Origin of the sequence: Amycolatopsis roodepoortensis (assembly GCF_014873915.1) — a bacterium.
Lineage (GTDB): Bacteria > Actinomycetota > Actinomycetes > Mycobacteriales > Pseudonocardiaceae > Amycolatopsis > Amycolatopsis roodepoortensis.
Window position 1 is genome coordinate 591,349 of record NZ_JADBEJ010000004.1, and the last position, 16,393, is coordinate 607,741.

General features: G+C 69.0%; 12 protein-coding genes. 7 read left to right on the forward strand and 5 right to left on the reverse strand.

The features are described 5' to 3' along the window. Nucleotides 1–283: 283 nt before the first annotated feature. The 3 genes from H4W30_RS13400 to H4W30_RS13410 all read right to left on the reverse strand — a co-directional run bounded on the left by H4W30_RS13400 (nucleotide 284) and on the right by H4W30_RS13410 (nucleotide 2,696). Complete coding sequence (locus H4W30_RS13400; RefSeq protein WP_192743144.1) at nucleotides 284–634, reverse strand: hypothetical protein; 351 nt, start codon at nucleotides 632–634, stop codon at nucleotides 284–286. A 252-nt stretch (nucleotides 635–886) separates the two neighbouring features. Continuing rightward, nucleotides 887–2,065, reverse strand: a complete 1,179-nt coding sequence (locus H4W30_RS13405; protein ID WP_192743145.1) for a kynureninase — start codon at nucleotides 2,063–2,065, stop codon at nucleotides 887–889. Then, nucleotides 2,049–2,696 carry a transcriptional regulator gene (locus H4W30_RS13410; protein WP_192743146.1) on the reverse strand — a complete coding sequence of 216 codons (648 nt, stop codon included), beginning with the start codon at nucleotides 2,694–2,696 and terminating at the stop codon, nucleotides 2,049–2,051. Before H4W30_RS13410 ends, H4W30_RS13405 begins: the two co-directional genes overlap by 17 nt. Nucleotides 2,697–2,845: 149 nt before the next feature. Between H4W30_RS13410 and H4W30_RS13415 the strand changes: the two genes are divergently transcribed. Both H4W30_RS13415 and H4W30_RS13420 read left to right on the forward strand, forming a co-directional pair. After that, nucleotides 2,846–4,708 carry an AMP-dependent synthetase/ligase gene (locus H4W30_RS13415; protein WP_192743147.1) on the forward strand — a complete coding sequence of 621 codons (1,863 nt, stop codon included), beginning with the start codon at nucleotides 2,846–2,848 and terminating at the stop codon, nucleotides 4,706–4,708. A 164-nt stretch (nucleotides 4,709–4,872) separates the two neighbouring features. Further along, nucleotides 4,873–5,529, forward strand: coding sequence for a maleylpyruvate isomerase N-terminal domain-containing protein (locus tag H4W30_RS13420; RefSeq protein ID WP_192743148.1), 657 nt, complete (start codon nucleotides 4,873–4,875; stop codon nucleotides 5,527–5,529). 103 nt (nucleotides 5,530–5,632) lie between these two features. Here H4W30_RS13420 and H4W30_RS13425 read toward each other — a convergent pair whose 3' ends face one another. Then, nucleotides 5,633–6,526, reverse strand: coding sequence for an SDR family NAD(P)-dependent oxidoreductase (locus H4W30_RS13425; RefSeq protein WP_192743149.1), 894 nt, complete (start codon nucleotides 6,524–6,526; stop codon nucleotides 5,633–5,635). A 372-nt stretch (nucleotides 6,527–6,898) separates the two neighbouring features. On the opposite strand from H4W30_RS13425, the gene H4W30_RS13430 reads away from it, so the two are divergent. The 5 genes from H4W30_RS13430 (at nucleotide 6,899) to H4W30_RS13450 (ending at nucleotide 14,801) form a co-directional block, all read left to right on the forward strand. After that, entirely contained in the window at nucleotides 6,899–8,113 is a 1,215-nt protein-coding gene (locus H4W30_RS13430; protein ID WP_192743150.1) for an MFS transporter, read from the forward strand. 428 nt (nucleotides 8,114–8,541) lie between these two features. After that, nucleotides 8,542–9,993 (forward strand): GGDEF domain-containing protein, encoded by a 1,452-nt coding sequence (locus tag H4W30_RS13435; protein ID WP_192743151.1) that lies wholly within the window; start codon nucleotides 8,542–8,544, stop codon nucleotides 9,991–9,993. 89 nt (nucleotides 9,994–10,082) lie between these two features. After that, on the forward strand, nucleotides 10,083–12,245 hold the full coding sequence (locus H4W30_RS13440; protein ID WP_192743152.1) for a phospholipase A2: 2,163 nt from the start codon (nucleotides 10,083–10,085) through the stop codon (nucleotides 12,243–12,245). Nucleotides 12,246–12,407: 162 nt separating this feature from the next. Beyond that, nucleotides 12,408–14,024, forward strand: a complete 1,617-nt coding sequence (locus tag H4W30_RS13445) for an LCP family protein (protein WP_455423570.1) — start codon at nucleotides 12,408–12,410, stop codon at nucleotides 14,022–14,024. Nucleotides 14,025–14,330: 306 nt separating this feature from the next. Next, on the forward strand, nucleotides 14,331–14,801 hold the full coding sequence (locus H4W30_RS13450) for a helix-turn-helix domain-containing protein (protein ID WP_126732732.1): 471 nt from the start codon (nucleotides 14,331–14,333) through the stop codon (nucleotides 14,799–14,801). A gap of 129 nt (nucleotides 14,802–14,930) precedes the next feature. Here the strand turns inward: H4W30_RS13450 and H4W30_RS13455 are convergent, their stop codons facing one another. Further along, nucleotides 14,931–16,391, reverse strand: a complete 1,461-nt coding sequence (locus H4W30_RS13455; RefSeq protein WP_192743153.1) for a flavin-containing monooxygenase — start codon at nucleotides 16,389–16,391, stop codon at nucleotides 14,931–14,933. Nucleotides 16,392–16,393: the final 2 nt, after the last annotated feature.

Here is a 16,393-nt window from a genome sequence, read left to right on the forward strand (position 1 = left end):
GTCCGCTCCGCCCGCGAAGACGCTAGGAGACCCAAACGGGTGAGTCAAGTCCAGACGCGAAGGGTAGTCGCGTATGGCCGTGACCTGCTGACAAGAGGCGGCCGGACCAGGAAAGTCCACCACGTGGGACGGGGTGGCCGGCCAAGTGACTCACCAGTAGATCACCTGGCGGTTTACCGCAGGCAGCGGCTTGATCGTCACTCTTCGGATTCGATCAAGTCACACCTGACGGGGTCCGCGAGCCACCCGAAAAGCCGGCGAAAACTACTCGCCGTGACGTCGCTCACGCTTTCGGACCAGGGCTCCACATACCGTTCGGTTTGCGAACGACATCACCGCGGAGCAACGCCGTGGTAACGCCCTTCGCGCCACGAAATCGAGAATTCCCGCCGCCAATTGCCGTCGATTCGGCGAAATGATCTTCACCGGACCCGCCGAGCTCGTCGTCGAGGAGCGCGTCGACCCTCCCGGCGGCGTCACGGAGGAGGCGGGTGCCCGCCCAGCACAAGGTCGCCACCCCGCAGATCAGGATCACGACGAGAGCGGTCTCGACCGGATACCGGGCACCGAATTCGTTGAGCAGAAATCCGGAGGCGGCACCGGAAACGGCGATGGCGACATAGGTGAACGACATGATCCCCTCCCTCTCCCGGCGCCTTGCCCGCGCCTCGCCGGTAAGACGGGCGACGCGGCTTTTCCTTACGCCACAGGGGAAGGATCTACGTCACACACGCGGCGAGCGAACGTCGAGATTAACAGCGGATTCGCGAAAGATCGCGCGTCCTCCCCCGCCGGGGCGAGGTGATCACCTATTTGCCACGCATTCCCGAATGAGTTTCACCCTTTTCTCCACGCTCAGTGTGCCGAAGTGGGCGACCTTCGAAAATCATCGAAGTTCCCGCAGTGTCGTCACGGCGCGAAGCACCTCGCCGTAGGTGGTGTAGAGCGGCGCGAGCCCGAATCGCAGGACATTGGGCGGGCGGTAGTCGCCGATCACGCCGCGGTCGATCAGGGCCGCCATCGTCTTGGCCGCGTCGTCGTCGACGACGGAGATCTGGTGGCCGCGGTCCGCACCGCGCGGGGTTCGGATCGTCGCGCCGTCGAGGAGCTCGTCCGCGCACCGGAAGAAGAAGTCGCCGAGCGCGAGGCCCTTCTTCCTGAGCGCTCCGCGGTCCACGCCGTCCCAGACGTCGAGGGCGGCATCCAGCGCCAGCAGCGACAGGATGTCGGGCGTGCCCGCGCGGCCCCGCGCGATACCGGCGTCCGCCTCGTACGCGCCACGCATCGCGAACGGGTCGCGGTCGCCGGCCCAGCCCGCCAGCGGCTGGTCGAACCTGTCCAGCCACCTCGTTGCCACGTAAAGGAAAGCGGGCGCGCCGGGGCCACCGTTGAGGAATTTGTAGGTGCAGCCGACGGCGAGGTCCACGCCCGCCGCGTCGAGTTCGACGGGCAGCGCGCCGACGCTGTGGCAGAGGTCCCAGAGCGCCAGCGCACCGGCGCGGTGCAGTGCCGCGGTCAGCCCGGCCATGTCGTGGGCACGTCCGGTGATGTAGTCGACGTGGTTGATCAGCGCGACGGCCGTCCGCTCGCTCACCTCGGCGGGCATGTCCTCGGCGACGACGCGGCGCACCGTGCGCCCGGTCAGCCGGGCGACCTCGTCGGCGATGTAGCCGTCGGTCGGGAAGGTGTCCGCGTCGACGAGGATCTCGTCGCGGCCTGGCCGCAGGCGGGTCGCGGCGACCAGCGCCTTGAACAGGTTCACGCTGGTCGAATCCGCCACGACGAGCTGCCCCGGCGCGGCGCCCACCAGCGGCGCGATCCGCTCGCCGACCCGCACCGGAGCCTCCCACCAGCCCTCCGACCAGGACCGGATGAGCCGCCCGCCCCACTGCTCACGCACGACCGCGGCGACACGCTCGGCCACGTGCTTCGGCGGGGCGCCCAGCGAGTTGCCGTCGAAATAGGCGACACCGGCGTCGAGGTCGAATTCGTTTCGCTTGTGCGCCAAGGGATCGGCCGCGTCCAGCGCCGCGGCCTCCGCTACGAGGTCAGTCACGGCGACCATCGTCGGCGAGAGTGTTCCAGAAGTCCAGCTCGTACTGCTGGAACAGCCGCGCGTGGGTCCGAGCGTCCTTTTCGGACAGATCACCGGCGTCGAGCGCGGCCTGCACGGCTCGGACGGCCAGTTCTTCGAGCTCCGGCGACGGCGTGCCGAAGAAGTCGAAGAAGGCGCATGCCTCGTCTTCGAAGCCGTAGCGCTCGCGCATCGCGGCGGCGATCGCGGCGCAGTACCGGCCGAAGGCGGCGAAGTTGGCGACGATCGCCACGATGACGTCCGCCGGCTCGCCGTTGAGCGCGAGCCAGGCGACGAACGCCGGGTACGCCTGACATCCCGCGCGCGGCTCGAAGCCGGGCCGCTCCTCGGCGAGCGCCGCCAGTTTGCCGAGCGCCAGCCCTTCCCCCGCGGCCAAGGTCGCGAAGAACTCCCGCGCCCACTGCTCCTGGGAACGCGCCGCGAGGTGGAGGAAACTGCGCCAGTCACTGCGGACGATCCGGTACTCCTCCGCGGCGATCGCGGCGAAGACCTCGCGCGGCGCCTCGCCCGCCTCGACCAGCGGGACGAGCCTGTTCTCGTCGTCACGGGGCGCGAGTTCCGCCTGGACCGCGCCGATCAACTCGCGTGCCGAACCGGTCATCGTCGGGGCTCCTCCTGGTGCGGGACTGACGCGGTGGAAACGGAAAAGGTGGACATTTCGCGGCTCACGACCGTGGCCGCGATTCTCTATCCAGCACTGCCGACAGCCCTTACAGTGTGCCTGATCAGGCAGCATCGAGGAGGCCAGCGTTGACCACCCAGCCGACCGTCGCCGAGCAGATCGAAGGCCAGACCATCCCCGCCCTGCTTCACCGCAACGCCCAGGAGTTCGGTGACCTGCCGGCGGTCACGTCACTCGACATCGAGGGCAAACCGACCCTGAACTGGGCCGAATTCCGCACCGCCATCGCGGAGGTTTCCCGAGGACTCGCCGGGCTGGGGCTCGGCGTCCGCGACCGGATGCTGATCATGGCGCCGAGCAGCCCGGACCACCTGATCGCCGATCTCGCCGCGGCCCATCTCGGCGCGATCCCCTGCACCGCGTACGCGACGCTCAGCCCGGAGCAGATCGGGTTCGTCGCCCGGCACAGCGCCGCCGGCGTCGTCGTCCTCGCCGGTGCCGACGAACTCGCCCGCTGGTCGCAGGTCCTCGACGATCTGCCCGCGCTGCGGCACGTCGTCCTGCTCGACGCGTCCGTTGTCCCCAAGGACGACAAGCGGTTCCTGTCGTTCGCCGACCTGCGCGCGGCGGGCGCCGAGGCGCACGCGGCCGACCCGGAGGCGTTCGAGACGGCGTGGTCCGCGATCACCCCGGACGATCCGCTGTCGATGATCTACACGTCCGGCACCACCGGCGACCCCAAGGGTGTCGTGCTGTCGCACCGCAACGCGATCTACCAGGCCGTCGCCGTCCAGAAGCTGCACGACTCCCCGATGCACGCCACGAACATCGCGTACCTGCCGCTCGCGCATATCGCCGAACGCGAACTGTCGATCTACATGCCGATCGTGTGGGCCGGACACGTGCACACCGTCGCCGACCCGACCGGCGTCGTCGGCGCGCTCGGCCAGGTGCACCCGAAGAGCTTCTTCGGCGTCCCGCGGGTGTGGGAAAAGATGGTGGCCGGCCTCAAAAACCTGCTCGGCTCGCTGCCTGAGGAGAAGCGGAACGGCCTGATCGCCGCGAACGAACTGCTGCAGCAGGGCTACAAACTGCGCAGCGACGGCAAAGAGGTGCCGCCGGAGCTCGCGGAGAAGATCGCCCAGACCGACGCCGCCGTGCTCGCGCCGGTGCGGGCGATGCTGGGCCTCGACCAGATCGAGGTCGCCTCCAGTGGTGCCGCCGCGCTGCCGGTGGAGATCCTGTACTTCATCGCCGGGCTCGGTGTCGAGATCCAGGAGGTCTGGGGGCTGTCCGAGACCACCGGCGCGGTCACGTCGAACACACCGTCGGCGTTCAAGGCCGGTTCGGTCGGCCGCCCGCTGGAGGGCATCGAGGTGAAGGTCGCCGAAGACGGCGAACTCCTCGTCCGCGGCGCGATCGTGTTCCTCGGCTACCTGCAGGCGGACGGCACGATCAAACCGGACGTCGACGCCGACGGCTGGCTCGCCACAGGCGACATCGGGACGATCGACGAACGCGGCTTCGTCACGATCACCGACCGCAAGAAGGAACTGATCATCACTTCGAGCGGCAAGAACATCGCCCCGACGAAGATCGAAGGGCTCCTCAAGGAACACCCGCTGATCGGGCAGGCCGTCGCGATCGGCGAGAAACGGCCGTACGTCACGGCGCTGATCGTCGTCGACGACGAGATCGCGCCGGGCTGGGCGACCGCGAACGGCATCCAGCTCGCGGAAGGCGAATCGCTCGCCGACAACGCGGAGGTCCGCGCGGAGATCGAGAAGGCCGTCGAGGCGGCCAACGCGCGGCTGGCCAGGATCGAGCAGATCAAGCGGTACCACGTCATCCCCAAGGCGTGGACGCCGGAAAGCGGCGAGGTCACCCCGACGCTGAAGCTGAAGCGGCGGATCATCAACGACCGGTACGCGCCGACGATCGCGGATCTGTACGCGGCGGCTCCGGAACCCGCCCCGGCCGCCGGTTCCTGAGCCGCAACACTCGTGATTGGGGGCGTAACTCGCGTGTCTGGAGGCGTAACTCGCGAGTTACGCCTCCAATCACGTGAGTTACGCCTTCAAGCACGTGAGTTACGCCTTCGAGCACGGGACGAAAGGAGTCGCGGGCGGTGAGGGGCCGCTGCTAACTTGCCGCCGTGGATCTCTTTTCCCGATCTTGGGCGGCGCTGCTCGCCGCCGTCGCCGAAACCCCCGACGAAGACTTCGCCGAGCCGTCCGGCTGCGCCGGCTGGCTGGTGCGGGACCTGGTGTGTCACCTGGTGATCGACGCCCAGGACGTCCTGATCACCCTCGCCACTCCCGCCGAGACGGAACCCACGCGCGACGCGGTCACCTACTGGGAGATCGCCGAGAAGCCGCCCACCGGTGAGGACGACCTCGACGCGCTGATCGTCCGGCTCGCGGCCGCCTACCAGGAGCCGCGGCTGCTCAAGTTCCACCTCGACGACGTCGGCTCCGCCGCGGGCCGGGCCGCCGGCCTCGCCGACCCGGCCGCGCGGGTCGCCACCCGCGACGTCGTCCTGACCGCGGGCGACTTCCTCGCCGCGTACGTCCTGGAGTGGACGCTGCACCACCTCGACCTGGTCGCGCATCTCCCGCACCTCGACGGCCCCGCCGCCGACAGCCTCGCCAAGACCCGGCAGATCCTGGAGCGGCGCACCGGCGAAACGTTCCCGGCGTCGTTCTCCGACACGGACGCGTTGCTGGTCGGCACCGGACGCCGTCAGCCGACGGACGCCGAGAAGGCCGAACTCGGCGACCTGGCCGCGAAACTGCCGTTCGTACTGGGCTGATCCGGACGACACGCGTGATCGAACGGACGACACAGCCGTGTCGTCCGCCTGATCACGCGTGTCGTCCGCCTGATCACGCGTGTCGTCCAGCTGATCACGCGAGTTACGCGGTCCGGGTCGACTCCGTCCACTTGCGCAGCCGCGGCGGGACACGCTTTTCCAGCCCGTAGTTCTCCAAGTGCGCGCTGAACACCTCGTCGAAGGCGCGCTGCACCGTCTCGGTGTCCCACACCGGCCGCTCGAGAATGGGCTGCTTCAGATACGGCTGCCCCATGACGTGCAGCTGCGGCCCGTTGCAGCGGATCATCTGCCCGGTGATGCCGTCGGATCCGGGCCCGAGCAGGAACAGCACGACGGGCGCGATCCGCGACGGCGTCCGGTCCGGCGGACAGGCCCGCAGCGACCGTTCGGACTTCCACACCATCCGGGTGTGCGCGAGCGGGCAGACCGCGTTCACCCGGATCCCGCTCTCCTCCAGGTCGAGCGCCCACGAGTAGGTCAGCGAGGCGACGGCGCCTTTGCTGGCGGCGTACACGCCGAGCTTGCGCTGCCCGAGCGACGCCCCCGACGAGATGTTGACGATCGACCCCGGCCTGCCCCGCGCCACCATGGCCTTGATCGCGGCGAGCCCGGTGTACATGACGCCGAGGACGTTCACCTCGACCAGCTCGCGGGCCTGCTCGACGTCGTCCTCCCACGGCAGCGCCTCGTAGTTCAGGCCCGCGTTGTTGACCAGCCCGTCGATCGCGCCGAACTCGGCGAGGCACAGGTCGACGATCTCCTGTGCCTGCTTCGGATCGGCGACGCTGTGCCCGCTGGCGACCGCCCTGCCCCCGAACCGGCGGATGTTCGCCGTCGTCCGTTCGGCCAGTCCGGCGTCGATGTCGTTGACCACGACGGCCCCGCCCGCCCTCGCGACGTGCACCGCGAACGCCTCGCCGAGACCCCGCCCCGCCCCGGTCACGACGACGGCCTTGTCGTCGAGCAAACCGTTCATCGCCTTCACCCCTTTGACCCAGCCGGCCTCCACCTCCAAGACCGGTCTCTACTCAGTGTTGGCCCATTCGGCCCAACCGGACCGCCGTCGGCGGCGAACGGCGGCCCGGCTGCGCCGAGCGAGGGCGGGGCGATCGGCGCGCAGATACCCGCGGGCGAGTCAGGCCGTCGTCACCCACCGGTCGGACGGCGTAGCCCGATCAGCTCAACAGGCGGAGGATTCGGCCGTCTTCTATTCGTCTCCCTGTAGCCGGAGGCATACTGAACGTTGTCCGGCGGGACGGCAACTGTGACTCCCTCGTCGACCGCGTACCACGGCAGGCAAGAATGCGAGGGACGGAAGTTCACCCGATCGGGGGGAGGTGGTCACGCAGTGAAGACGAACGCGGCGCCGCGGATGACCGCCGCCCTGGCGAACCGCGAGTTCCGCGCACTCTGGCTCGCCGAGGTGCAGTCCCTCATCGGGGACCAGCTCACCATCGTCGCACTGGCGATCCTCGTCTACGACCGGACGGGTTCCGCGCTGCTTTCCGCGGTGGTCTACTCCCTGACCTTCCTGCCCGCGCTGGCCGGCGGTCTCGGCCTCTCCCAGCTGGCCGACCGCTACCCGAGGCGCACCGTCCTCGTCGTCTCGTCCCTGATCCAGGGCGTGCTGATCGCGATCATGGCGATCCCCGGCACCCCGCTCGCCCTGCTGTGCGGGCTGGTGGTGCTGGCACGGCTCGTGAACGCTCCCGGCAACGCGGCGCAGAACGCGCTCACCCGCGAGGTGTTCACCGACGACGACCTCTATCTCAAGAGCCAGGACATCAGGGGGATCTCGACCAACACCGCCATGCTGCTCGGCCTGGCGGGCGGCGGCCTGCTGGTGTCACAGGTCGGGGTGAGCTGGGCTCTGGCGCTGGACGCCGCGACGTTCCTGCTGAGCGCGGCCTTGGTCCGCTTCTCGGTCTCCCGGCGGGCGGCGGCGTCCGACGGCACCGGCAGCTGGTTCGGCGCGGTGAAGCAGGTTTTCGGCAACCGTCACCTGCGGGTGCTGGTCTGGTTCTCGTGGCTGGTCGGCCTGGCCGTCGTCCCCGAGGGGCTCGCCGCGCCGCTCGCCGCGGAGATGGGTGTGGGGAAACAGGCCGTCGGCTGGCTGCTGGCCGCCGATCCGCTGGGTTTCGTCATCGGGGCGTTCCTGCTGTCCCGGTTCGTCTCGGCGGAACAACGACGGAAGCTGCTCGGCGTGCTGGCGGCACTACCGATGGTCGCCCTGATCGCCTTCGCGCTCCAACCCGGGCTGATCCCGGCGTTGCTCCTGCTGGCGGCGGCGGGTGCCGCGGGGGCGTACCTGATCACGGTGAGCGCCACGTTCATCACGTGGGTCCCGAACGAACTCAGGGGCGGTGCGGGTGGGGTGTACCGCACGGGGTTGCGGGTGGCTCAAGGAGTAGGGGCGGGACTCGGCGGGCTCGCCGCCGATCGGCTCGGTGCGGCGACCTCGGCCATCGCCCTGGCGGGCGTGGTCGGCCTGCTGCTGGCCGTACTGGTCGCACTCAGCTGGGGACACGTCAACGGATCCAGCCCGGAACCGCTGCTGTCATGACGAATCCACACTGGACGACCCCTGGGGCGGCACGGCCGCCCGGCGGGTTCGTACTCGGAAATCTCGACACGACACTGCTTCGGCACCTCAGTGAAAAGAAACGGCTTCGGATCAGAAGTCACGGCTCGACACGGTCATCCACCTCCCGGCCACCTCGTTGCTGCGAACTATTACCTTGCCCGGGCTCAGAAGTCACGACTGGACACTATCCGTCACCCCTTCCGCGTCACGTCTCGAAAAACATTCAGTCGCCAAGATCAGAAATCACGGGACACGATTGGCACCTCCGGTCCGTGTTCGCGGGCACCCTTGCCGGTGTCGGACAACCGATGCGATGGGATGATACCGGCCGTGGAATACGAACGGTGTATCAGTCGGTACCGGTGAGATTACTCAGCCGTGCCGTCCGCGCGGAAAAGAGGTAGCAATTGCCAGCCGAGACCGGCGACCGCCGCCAGCACGGTGACGGCACCGGCGACCTTGACGACGCGACGGCGACACCCGCCGCCCAGAGCGGTGCACCGGTGACCGAACGCGGGCGAACGAGTCCGGAAGGTGACCGGGCCCCGAAGGAGCGTCATCCCTACGATCCCAGGGCGTGGGCGCTGTGGCAGCGGCCGAAGCGATTCATCGCGTTCCTTTTCGCGATGGAGGCCATCGGAATCGCGATCATGGTCCTCGCGACGATGAATTCGACGAATCCGGGGAGAATAGACTGGGTTCGTTTCGCCATTCTCGCGGTCGGCGCGACGGCGCATATTCAGCTCACCCAGCGACAAGAGGAAAGACGGCGCGACCGGAGCCGTACCGTCCTCATCAACCTCACCGCGGTCTGGACATTTCCGGCCGCCGTGATCCTGCCGCTTTCGCTCACGCTTTCCATCATCGCGATCGTGCGCATCCAGCATTGGTTCATCGCCCGCCGTCCCGCGCACAACTTCGTGTTCTCGTCGGTCACCCACGGCGTTTCGGTGACACTGGCGTCGCTCACCTTCGCCGCTTTCGGGCCGCATGAATGGGGACGGATCTCCGGCTGGGACACCCTCGGCGAGTTCGGCGTCCTGATCGTGACGGGTATGGTCTTCGAGGCGGTGCAGATCGTCTACATCGGCGGCATCCTCGCGCTCGGCTCGCCGAAGCGGCCGTCGATCTCCACCGTGCTCGGCAATGCGGCGGACAACCTGCTGGAGGCCATCACGATCGGCCTCGGCGCGGTCACCGCGGTGCTGTTGTTGATCATGCCACCGATGGTGATCGTGATGGCCGTGGTGACGGTGGTGTTCAATCGCCTCGCCGAGATCGACCAGCTGCAAAACGACGCGCGGACGGACCCGAAAACCGGTGTTCTGAACATGCGCGGATGGTCGGAGTCGGCCGATCGGGCACTCGGAAGGACCGCCCGATCGGACGACAGCCTTGCTCTTCTGATGATTGATCTCGACCACTTCAAGTGGATTAACGACACATATGGACATCCGGCGGGCGACGACGTGCTCCGGGACGTTGCCCGGAAATTGGACGAGGTCACCCGGCCCGCCGACGTCATCGGCCGGTTCGGCGGCGAGGAATTCCTCGTACTCCTGCCGGATATCGACGAAACGGCGGCCAAACTCGCCGCCGAGCGAGTGCGCAGCGCCATCGCGGAACTGCATATAGTGACTACCGACAAAAGGGGCAGCCGGGTGACAATCTCCGGCCGCACCACCTCGATCGGGGCGGCACTGTTCCCTCGTCACGGTGAATCCCTGGAGGAACTCCTGCACGCCTCCGACGCCGCCGTCTACGTGGCCAAGGAGAACGGCCGGAACCAGGTGCGCTTCGCCCAGGACGTGGACCGGCCCACTCCTCCGCCGGCCGGCGACCCGCATCCAGAGGACTGAACGCGCGTCACGCCATCAGGGGACCCCCACGGAAACCCCGGGGGTTATCCGGATGTCGGCCTTGATCGGCGGATGGCACCCTGGACGCCATGCCAGCGACAGCCGAAGCCGCCGCTCGTCCTGCCCGGATCCGGCGGCCGTGGTCGACTTCGGGCTGGTTGCTGCTGGTCACCGTGCTGGTGTTCGGCTTCGGGCTGATCGCGTCACGGCCGGCCTCGCCGCCGGACCAGGGGCCACCGACGGGTGACATCCTCGCCGCGCAGAACGCGGTCGACGCGCTGGTACGGCCGGGCCCGGTCGAGAACGCGATCGCCGAACTCCCCGCCGACTTCACCGCCGTCAGCGGGATCACCCCCGGCGTGATGACGGCACGGGACGGCACCGTGCGCGCCGTCCACTCCGACGGGGGATGCTCGGCGCCCTGGGGCGACGACAACACCAAATGGGACTACGCGGTCCCCTGCAAGGCGCACGACCTCGGCTACGACATCCTCCGCTACGCCGAACGCAAGGGGCACCCGCTCGGCCAGGAGGCCAGGGCCGCGCTCGACGACCGGCTCGCGGCCGACATGCACAACGCCTGCGTCCTCAACCCGATGGACTCGCGCGGCACCTGCGACGTCGTCGCCTCCCTCTACACCGCCGGTCTCGTGCTCAACTCCTGGCATCAGCGCTGGGGGCCGCCGGTCGGCGACCCGCTCGGCCCGATGATCGCCGGCGTCCTGGTGATCGGCGCGCTCCTGGTGTTCCGGCTGCGCGGCTGGGTGCGCAACCGCCGCACCGCCGTCACGCTTCCCCCCGAGCCGCGGCCGGTCGCCCCCGTCGGCCGGTGGGCGTTGCTCGGGGTCGCCGGTGTCGTCCTCATGCTGCTCGGTGAATCCGCCGTCGCGCTCGCGCACTGGGCGGGGGCGCCGGAGCGGTCGTTGTGGCCGTTCACCTGGCTCGCCCAGCTCTGCCCGCTCATCTTCTTCGCGGTCGGCCGGATCAACGAGGCGGGCTGGCGCTCGATCCGCGCGACCGGCGGCCGCTATCCGCAGTACCTCGCCGATCGGGCGAGCCCGTTGCTGCGCCCGGCGCTGATCTTCGCCGTCGTCGCGCTGGTCGTCCCCCTCGCCCTGGAGGTGCTGGGGATCCCGACCGGCACGAACGCCACCGTCATGCGGATCGCGCTGCATCCGCTCTGGCTGCTCGGCGTCTTCCTGCTGACCGTCGTGCTCGCGCCGGCGCTGCTGACGCTGTATCGACGGACGCGGACCGCCTCCGTCGCCGGGCTGCTGGCCTTGACCTTGGCGAGCGAGGCCGCCGCGCAGTGGTCGGGCTCGGCCATCCCGCGTTACGCCGAGACGTTGTTCCTCGCCCTGTTCGTCCAGCAACTGGCGTTCGCCCACGCCGGCGGCGTCCGCCTGTCGCGCGGCGCCCTCGTGGCGACGGCGTTCACCGGCGCCGCCGGGCTGGGTCTCGCGGTCGCCGTCCGCGGCGAAGGACCGATGCTGCTCGGCGGGCCCGGCGCCCCGGCGGCGCTGTCGGGCCCGCCGTGGGGCGTGCTCCTGCTCGGACTGGTGCAGCTCGCGCTGCTCGGCCTGCTCGCGCGGCCGCTGGCCCGGCTCGGGGACCGTCCCTCGGTCGCCGCCACCGCCCGCCTCGTCCTGCGCGCCCCGATGAGCCTTTACCTCGGCTTCCTGTCCGCGATGTTGCTGCTCGTGGCCGTCGTCTACCTGCCGGGGCCGTTCGTGGACGGGCTCAGCTGGCTGGCCCGCCCGAGGGTCCTGCTCGCGATGGCCCTGCTGGCCGTGCCCGCGGTACTCGTGTTCTGGTGGTTCGAACGGCATTCGGGCCCCCAGCAGCGGACGGCCGACGAACCGGGCCTGCGGGCCATGGTCTTCTGCCGCGCGGCGGCGACGGTCGGCATGGCGTACGCGATGCTCGGCGTCTTCGGGTTCGCCCTGACCCGCTTCGGCGGCGCGTCCGCCGACGCCGACCTCCTCGGGATCCGGTTCGGCCCGGTCCAGAGCCTGGTCAACCTGCTGCTCGGGGTGTACCTGCTGCACACCGTGCGGAACGGCACCAGCCGGATGACCGGCACCTGGCTGGTGTGCGCGGTCGCGTGCGCGCCGCCCTTGATGACCGCCCTCGACGGGAAGCAGGTGAGCGCCGCCTCCGTCGCGCTGCCGGTCGCGACGATCGTCGTCGCGATGCTCGCGGCGGCCGCCACCCTGGTCCCGGCCCGCGCCGCCCGGCGTGTCCTGCCCTGATCCGCACGGCACTGACCAGGCGTTTTCCGTACCATCAAGAGGAAACCGGTGGTGCGTGCCACATCTTCGGGGGGATGTGTAATCCTGCGACAACCCGCAACAGGCACCATGCGTCCCTTGAAGAGACCGTCGAACCGGTAACGAGAAGAAGGAGCAGACCGCGTGGAGTACCCGCCTCGGAATGGGCATGGGGATCGACGTCCCGCCCGGCCTAGGCAGGACGCGCCCGGACGCGTTCCTTCCCGCCCGGCCCCGCCCCGGAACGCCCGCCCGGCCGCGGGCCCGCCGCCCCGGCGCCCGGCCCCGTCGCGTTCCCCCCGGCGGTCGTTCCGCGGTCCCAAGATCGCGCTCGGCCTGGTCTCGCTGCTGGTGATGGGCCTGACCGGGTACGCGTGGGCCGCGATGGACGGCCTTACCTTCGCGAACGTCGGCATCGGCGCGGACGAAGGCGACAAGCCCGCCGACGGCGCCCGCGACATCCTGCTCGTCGGTCTCGACAGCCGCACGGACGCGCAGGGCAACCCGCTGTCCAAGGAGCTCCTCGCCCAGCTGCGCGCCGGACAGGCGGACGGCGAGCTGAACACCGACTCGCTGATCTTCGTGCACATCCCGAACGACGGCTCCAAGGCCGTCGCGATCTCGCTTCCGCGTGACTCCTACGTCGACATCCCCGGCGGCTACGGGAAGCACAAGATCAACTCGGCCTACGCCCGCGCGATGCTCGACGAGCGCAAGAAGCAGCAGGAGAACGGCGTCTCCGACCCGAAGGAACTCGACCAGAAGGCCAACGAGGCCGGGGCCAAGACCCTGATCAAGACGGTCGAGCAGCTGACCGGCTCGACCATCGACAACTACGCCGCCATCAACCTGCTGGGCTTCAGCGAGATCACGCAGGCCATCGGCGGCGTCGACGTCTGCCTCAACAACGACGTCAACGACCAGTTCTCCGGCGCGAAGTTCACCAAGGGCCCGCACACCATCTCCGGTGTCGAGGCGCTCGGCTTCGTCCGGCAGCGGCACGGGCTGCCGCGCGGCGACCTCGACCGCGTCGTCCGGCAGCAGGTCTTCATGGCCGGGATGGCGCGGAAGGTGCTGTCGGCGGGCACGCTCGCGAACCCTGGCAAGCTCAACGACCTGATCACGGCGATCAAGAAGTCGGTCGTGCTCAACCAGAACTGGGACGTCTTCGGCTTCGCGCAGCAGATGAAGAGCCTGACCGGCGGTCAGCTCGAATTCCGGACGATCCCGATCGTCAACATCGAGTACAAGACCCCGAACGACGGCGTCGCCATCCAGGTCGACCCGAAGCAGGTCAAGAACTTCGTGCAGGGGCTCGCGGGCCCGCAGCCGGGTGAGCAGCAGCAGGCGCCGCCCGCCGAGTCGCCCAACAAGGCGACCACGGTCGACGTCCGCAACTCGACGCCCCGGGACGGGCTGGCCTCGTCGGTACTGAAGCAGCTCGTCGACAAGGGCTTCACCGCGGGCGACACGGCCACCGCGAGCGCGCGCAAGAAGACGGTGGTCTGGGTCGCCAAGGGTGAGAAGGCGAAGGGTCAGGCGGTCGCCGACGCGCTCGGCGGCAACCCGACCATCCAGGAGGACAAGAGCGTCCAAGCCGGACACGTGATGGTCTTCCTCGGCTCGGACTTCAAGGCGCCGAGCGGTGCCGAAGGCTCCGGTTCCTCGCAGAACGCCGCCGGTTCGTCGGCCGCCGCGCCCCCGCCCGAGCAGTCCGACGAGAAGCCGATCACGGCCGAAGGCGTGCCCTGCGTCAACTGACGCTCAGGCGCTCCCCGGGGCTCAGGTGTCGCGAAAGCCACTTTGAGGACGTCAGATGTCCCGAAAGTGGCTTTCACCTCCAGGCGTCGCAACGGCCGGATGAGCCCTGACGACCACCCAAACGCCCCTCCACACGCCCTTTCCTTCACCCATTCGGCCCAGCGGGCCAAAATCGATAGGAAAAGCACCCCCGAAACCGCGTAAGAGCGGCGACCCTGCCGACTTTCATACACGTGAGCGCGCTCGTCCCCGGTTTTGTCACACGGGGCGGGCGGTGGAGAAGGTTGGCAAGGCAGGGGATGGGGAGTGCTGATCGACGCTGAGAGCTATCAGCGGATACTCGGAGACGAGCTCCGCAAGCTCCGCCGTAAACGTGGCTGGACACGCAAGGAACTGAACCAGCATCTGCAGAGCGAGATCTCGCTCCAGACGCTGGCGACCTACGAGCTGGGCACCCGGCACTGTTCCGTGGTGCGGCTGGTCGAACTGTGCGTCGCGATGGACGAGCTGCCACAGGATCTGCTGGCCAAGGTGCATCGCCGGGTGTTCGTGGACGAACCGGGCCGCGTCCGGATCGACCTGCGCCAGGTGATCAAGGACGAGCAGGAGGAACTGCTCCCCCTGCGGCGGTGGGCCGACGACCGGCTCAAACGCTCGGGTGACAACGGCTCCGCCGAAGTCCATCTCGACCTCGCGGCGCTGGAACGGATGGCCGAACTCTGCGGCATCCCCACCGTCGATCTCATCGGAAGGCTTCGCCGGCTCAACCCCTCATGAGCGCGGCGTTCCCCGGTCCGTGAGAGCCATGCCCCCCATCTTGGCTTTCACGGACCTCCCCCTCTTCGCGTGAAGGCCCCCTTCCCTCGGCTGAGCCGAGGGAAGGGGGCCTTCACGCGCGTTCCCGGCTCAGCCGAGGAGTTCGTAGTCCTCGCGGCGCACCTTGCGGGTGTCGAGCCAGTACCGCCAGGTGAAGCCCGGCCAGATCGTGCGGTTGACGCCCTTCGCGTCGAGATACCAGCTCTTGCAGCCGCCCTGGGTCCAGATGCCCTTCGCGAGTTTGCGCTGGATTTCGGTGTTGAAGCGCTCCTGCGCCTCCGGCCGCGGGTCGAGCGCCTTGCCGCGGGCGAGCCGCAGCGCCTGCGCGACGTAGGAGATCTGCGCTTCGATCATGAACACCACGGAGTTGTGCCCCAGCCCGGTGTTCGGGCCGAGCAGGAAGAACAGGTTCGGGAACCCGGACACGGTGATGCCCTGATACGTCCGCATGCCCTCGGTCGCCCACTCCTTGCCGAGGTTGCGCCCGTCGCGGCCGATGATCTCCAGATCGTCGAAGGCGTCGGTGACGTGGAATCCGGTGCCGTAGATGATCGCGTCGACCTCGTGCTCGACGCCGGCGCCGTCGACGACGCTGTGCTCGCGGACCTCTTTCACGCCGTCGGTGACGACGTCGACGTTGTCCCGCGCGAGCGCCGGGTAGTAGTCGTTGGAGACCAGGACCCGCTTGCAGCCCATGGTGTAGTCCGGCGTCAGTTTCCGGCGCAGCTCCGGGTCCTTGACGCTCTTGTGGATGTTGCGCTTCGCGATGCGCTGGCCGATCTTCATCACCCACGGCTGCCCGTTGAAGCCGATCGCGCGGGCTTCGAGACCCCAGTAGAGGACGTCGCGGAAGGCACGCTGCAGCAGCGGCACCGAGCTGAACGTCTTCCGGAGCGCCTCGGGCATCTCGCGGTCCGGCTTCGGCATGATCCACGGCGGCGTCCGCTGGAAGAGCGTCAGCTCGGCGACGTCCTTCGCGATCTGTGGCACGAACTGGATCGCGCTGGCGCCGGTGCCGACCACGGCGACGCGCTTGCCGGTGAGGTCGTAGTCGTGTTCCCACTGCGCGGAGTGGAAGGCGCGGCCCTTGAAGCGCTCGATCCCGGGCAGCTTCGGGATCTGGGGCAGGTGCAGCGCGCCGACCCCGGCGACCAGCGCGGGCGCGACGAACTCGTCGCCCGACTTCGAGGCGACGTGCCAGCGGTTCTCGTCCGCGTCCCAGCGGGCACCGGTCATCTCCTGACCGAAGCGGATGAAGCGGTGCAGGTCGTACTTCGCGGCGACGTCGCGCATGTACTGCCAGATCTCCGGCTGCGGCGAGTAGGCGCGGGACCAGCCGGGGTTCTGTTCGAACGAGAACGAGTACATGTGCGAGGGGATGTCGCAGGCGCAGCCGGGGTAGGTGTTGTCCCGCCAGGTGCCGCCCACGTCGTCTGCCTTCTCCAGGATGACGAAGTCCTCGCGGCCCTCTTTGCGCAGCTGGATGGCCATGCCCAGCCCGGAGAAGCCGGTTCCGACGATAACGACACCGGTCTCGGTGCGGTTGCCCATGA

What these genes read in the sequence shown, in the direction of transcription:
- H4W30_RS13440 (WP_192743152.1), top strand. Translation starts at nt 10,083, where the DNA reads ATGCCAGCGACAGCCGAAGCCGCCGCTCGTCCTGCCCGGATCCGGCGG.
- H4W30_RS13425 (WP_192743149.1), bottom strand. Translation starts at nt 6,526, where the DNA reads ATGAACGGTTTGCTCGACGACAAGGCCGTCGTCGTGACCGGGGCGGGG.
- H4W30_RS13400 (WP_192743144.1), bottom strand. Translation starts at nt 634, where the DNA reads ATGTCGTTCACCTATGTCGCCATCGCCGTTTCCGGTGCCGCCTCCGGA.
- H4W30_RS13410 (WP_192743146.1), bottom strand. Translation starts at nt 2,696, where the DNA reads ATGACCGGTTCGGCACGCGAGTTGATCGGCGCGGTCCAGGCGGAACTC.
- H4W30_RS13455 (WP_192743153.1), bottom strand. Translation starts at nt 16,391, where the DNA reads ATGGGCAACCGCACCGAGACCGGTGTCGTTATCGTCGGAACCGGCTTC.
- H4W30_RS13405 (WP_192743145.1), bottom strand. Translation starts at nt 2,065, where the DNA reads ATGGTCGCCGTGACTGACCTCGTAGCGGAGGCCGCGGCGCTGGACGCG.